The organism is Actinomadura geliboluensis, from assembly GCF_005889745.1.
In the GTDB taxonomy this organism is placed as follows: Bacteria; Actinomycetota; Actinomycetes; order Streptosporangiales; family Streptosporangiaceae; genus Spirillospora; species Spirillospora geliboluensis.
The window spans coordinates 1-3,362 of record NZ_VCKZ01000635.1 but is presented as its reverse complement, the minus strand read 5'-3'; the positions used below and the strand labels follow the sequence as shown (position 1 = coordinate 3,362).

Below are 3,362 nucleotides of genomic sequence, written 5' to 3'. Positions count from 1 at the left end.
GCCTGGGGCTGATCGGGTGGGACGCGGCGGCCCCGTGAAGGGGTGCTTCACGGGGCCGTCGGGCGATGCGGTGCGGGCGGTCAGTCGCGGGTGAGCTTGCGGTGCGTCACCCGGTGCGGGCGGGCGGCGTCCGCGCCCAGGCGCTCGATCTTGTTCTTCTCGTAGTCGGCGAAGTTGCCCTCGAACCAGAACCAGTTCGAGCCCTCTTCCCACGCGAGGATGTGGGTGGCGATGCGGTCCAGGAACCACCGGTCGTGCGAGGTGATCACGGCGCAGCCGGGGAATTCGAGGAGCGCGTTCTCCAGGCTGGACAGGGTCTCGGTGTCCAGGTCGTTGGTGGGCTCGTCCAGCAGGAGGACGTTGCCGCCCATCTTCAGCGTCAGCGCCAGGTTGAGGCGGTTGCGCTCGCCGCCGGACAGGACGCCCGCCGGCTTCTGCTGGTCGGGGCCCTTGAACCCGAACGCCGCGACGTAGGCGCGGGACGGCATCTCGACCTGGCCGACGTTGATGTGGTCGAGACCGTCCGAGACGACCTCCCACACCGTCTTCTTGGCGTCGATACCGCCGCGGCCCTGGTCGACGTAGGAGACCTTGACGGTCTCACCGAGGCGCAGCACGCCGGCGTCCGGCTGCTCCTCGCCGACGATCATGCGGAAGAGCGTGGTCTTGCCGACGCCGTTCGGGCCGATGACGCCGACGATGCCGTTCGGCGGCAGGTTGAACGAGAGGTCGTCCATCAGCAGCCGGTCCTCGAAGCCCTTGGTGAGCTTGTCGGCGACGATGACCGTGTTGCCGAGGCGCGGGCCCGGCGGGATCTGGATCTCCTCGAAGTCCAGCTTGCGGGTCTTGGCGGCCTCCGCCGCCATCTCCTCGTAGCGCTCCAGGCGGGCCTTGCTCTTGGTCTGCCGCGCCTTCGGGTTGGAGCGGACCCACTCCAGCTCGTCCTGGAGGCGCTTCTTGCGCTTGGCGTCCTTGTTGCCCTCGACCTTCAGCCGGTCGGCCTTCTTCTCCAGGTACGTGGAGTAGTTGCCCTCGTAGGGGTAGCAGCGGCCCCGGTCCAGTTCGAGGATCCAGGTGGCGACGTTGTCGAGGAAGTACCGGTCGTGCGTGACGGCCAGGACGGTGCCCTCGTACTTGGCGAGGAACTGCTCCAGCCACTGCACGCTCTCGGCGTCCAGGTGGTTGGTGGGCTCGTCCAGCAGCAGCAGGTCGGGCGCTTCGAGCAGGAGCTTGCACAGCGCGACGCGCCGGCGCTCACCACCCGACAGCTTCGAGACCTCGGCGTCGCCGGGCGGGCAGCGCAGCGCGTCCATCGCCTGCTCGAGCTGGCTGTCGAGGTCCCACGCGTTGCGGTGGTCGAGCTGCTCCTGGAGCTTGCCCATCTCCTCCATCAGCTCGTCGGAGTAGTCCGTCGCCATCTTCTCGGCGATCTCGTTGAACCGGTCGACCATCGCCTTGGTCTCGGCGACGCCCTCCTGCACGTTCCCGAGGACGTCCTTCTCCTCGTTCAGCGGCGGCTCCTGCTGGAGCATGCCGACGGTGAACCCCGGCATCAGGCGCGCGTCGCCGTTGGAGGGCTGTTCCAGACCGGCCATCATCCGCAGCAGCGTCGACTTACCGGTGCCGTTCGGCCCCAGGACGCCGATCTTCGCGCCCGGGAGGAAATGCAGGGTGACGTCGTCGAGGACGACCTTGTCGCCATGTGCCTTGCGCACACGCTGCATCGTGTAGATGTACTCGGCCATATCCTCAAGCCTAGAGGGTCCTGGGACCGCTTCGGCGCTCCCCGGCGCGGCCCGCGCGGGGCCGCCTCAGCCGCCCGCGGTCTTGGGGCCGTCCAGGGCGGGGAGGCAGACCCGGTCGCGGCCGGACGACTTGGCGCGGTACAGGGCGAGATCGGCGGCGGCGAGCAGCTCCAGAAGGTCTTGGCCGTGGGTGCGGAAGAGGGCGACGCCCACCGAGACCGTGACCGTGACCGTGCCCTCCTCGGCGGGCACCGCGAGCCTGCGGACCCGGCCGCGGAGCCGCTCCGCGACCCGGCACGCCTCCACGGTGTCGGCGCCCGGCAGCAGCACCACGAACTCCTCGCCGCCGAACCTCCCCACCACGTCGTAGTCGCGCAGCTGGTGGCACAGGGTGCTGGCCACCCCCACCAGCACCTGGTCGCCGATCAGGTGGCCGTGCGTGTCGTTGACCCGCTTGAAGTGGTCGATGTCGATCAGCAGCAGGGCGACGGCGTCGTGGGTGCGCTGCGCCCGGGACAGCTCGGTGTCGGCCTCCCGCTGCCAGGCCGACGCGTTCAGCAGGCCCGTCTTCGCGTCCGTGCGCGCGGCGGCCTGGAGCTGCTGGTGCATCAGGCTGCGCTGCAGCAGCATCACGGGGGGCAGCGCCAGCAGGAGCAGGCCCAGCGACAGGGCGCTGGTGATCGCCACGATGACGCCGACGCAGAGCTCGACCACGTCCAGCAGCAGGCTCTCGCGGTTCCACAGGACGTCCCGCCAGCGGCTCTCGGGGTTCGCCGCGTGCGCCGCGACCGCGACGATCGCCGTGTTCACCACGGTGAACAGCGCCGCGCAGCCGACGGCGGCCGGGATGCCCGGGTAGGGCTCGACGACCCACTGCGGCGCCCCCTCCAGCGGTTCGGGCACCACCAGGTGGAACACCTCGGACGCGCACGCCCCGGCGATGCCGAGCGCGCCGGCGACGATCGCCCGCCGGTAGATCAGCGTGCGGCGCACCCGGAACTGCAGCAGCGCCTGCAGCGGTATCGGGAGCAGCAGCGCGTACAACGGCGGCAGCAGGAGCGCCACCGGCAGCCACCAGGCCGACAGCAGGTCACGCGCCACGCCGGCCGGCATGCCGAGCCGCCGGGTCGCCTCGATGCACATGGCCCCGCACGCCAGCAGGGCCGCGAACGTCACCAGCTCGTCGCCCCGGTACGGGGTCTCCACCAGCCCGGCGACGATGAGCCCGAGGTGGACGGCGACGACCACCGGCACGTAGACCACGAGCAGGGTCGGACGCCCCGGTCGTACCCGGCGCCCGGGCTTGCCGGCCAGCTCCCCACCATGGTCCTCGGCGGACGACTGCACTGCCGTCATCCTTCCCCCTTACGCGCATCACGTTGTGTAACACGATAGTTGCAACGTGTGCGGAACGGGCGTGAAACAGGTACGTTCGGGAAGGCACATGCCGGTGACCGTTCCGGGCACCGGCATCAGGGCCCGCGGATTCGCGGTGCTCAGCACATCCTGAGGGGGAAATCGTCATGCGCGGCATTTCCTGGATCTGACCAGGCCGCAGAACCCCGACGGCGCGGGGGCGCCGACCGGCGACCACGCCGGCCACGCCCCCGCTCCCCC

The 3,362-nt window shown here is 70.5% G+C and carries 2 protein-coding genes; both read right to left on the bottom strand.

From position 1 onward, the window contains the following. Positions 1-80: 80 nt before the first annotated feature. Positions 81-1,745 carry an energy-dependent translational throttle protein EttA gene (gene ettA / locus ETD96_RS42810; RefSeq protein ID WP_138642192.1) on the bottom strand — a complete coding sequence of 555 codons (1,665 nt, stop codon included), beginning with the start codon at positions 1,743-1,745 and terminating at the stop codon, positions 81-83. Between the two features lie 66 nt (positions 1,746-1,811). After that, a complete protein-coding gene (locus tag ETD96_RS42805) occupies positions 1,812-3,101 on the bottom strand; it encodes a sensor domain-containing diguanylate cyclase (protein ID WP_138642191.1) in 1,290 nt (429 codons plus the stop codon). Between the last annotated feature and the right edge of the window lie 261 nt (positions 3,102-3,362).

Excerpts from the sequence above, each read along its gene's own strand:
- ETD96_RS42805 (WP_138642191.1), bottom strand. The coding sequence starts at position 3,101 with ATGACGGCAGTGCAGTCGTCCGCCGAGGACCATGGTGGGGAGCTGGCC.
- ettA (WP_138642192.1), bottom strand. The coding sequence starts at position 1,745 with ATGGCCGAGTACATCTACACGATGCAGCGTGTGCGCAAGGCACATGGC.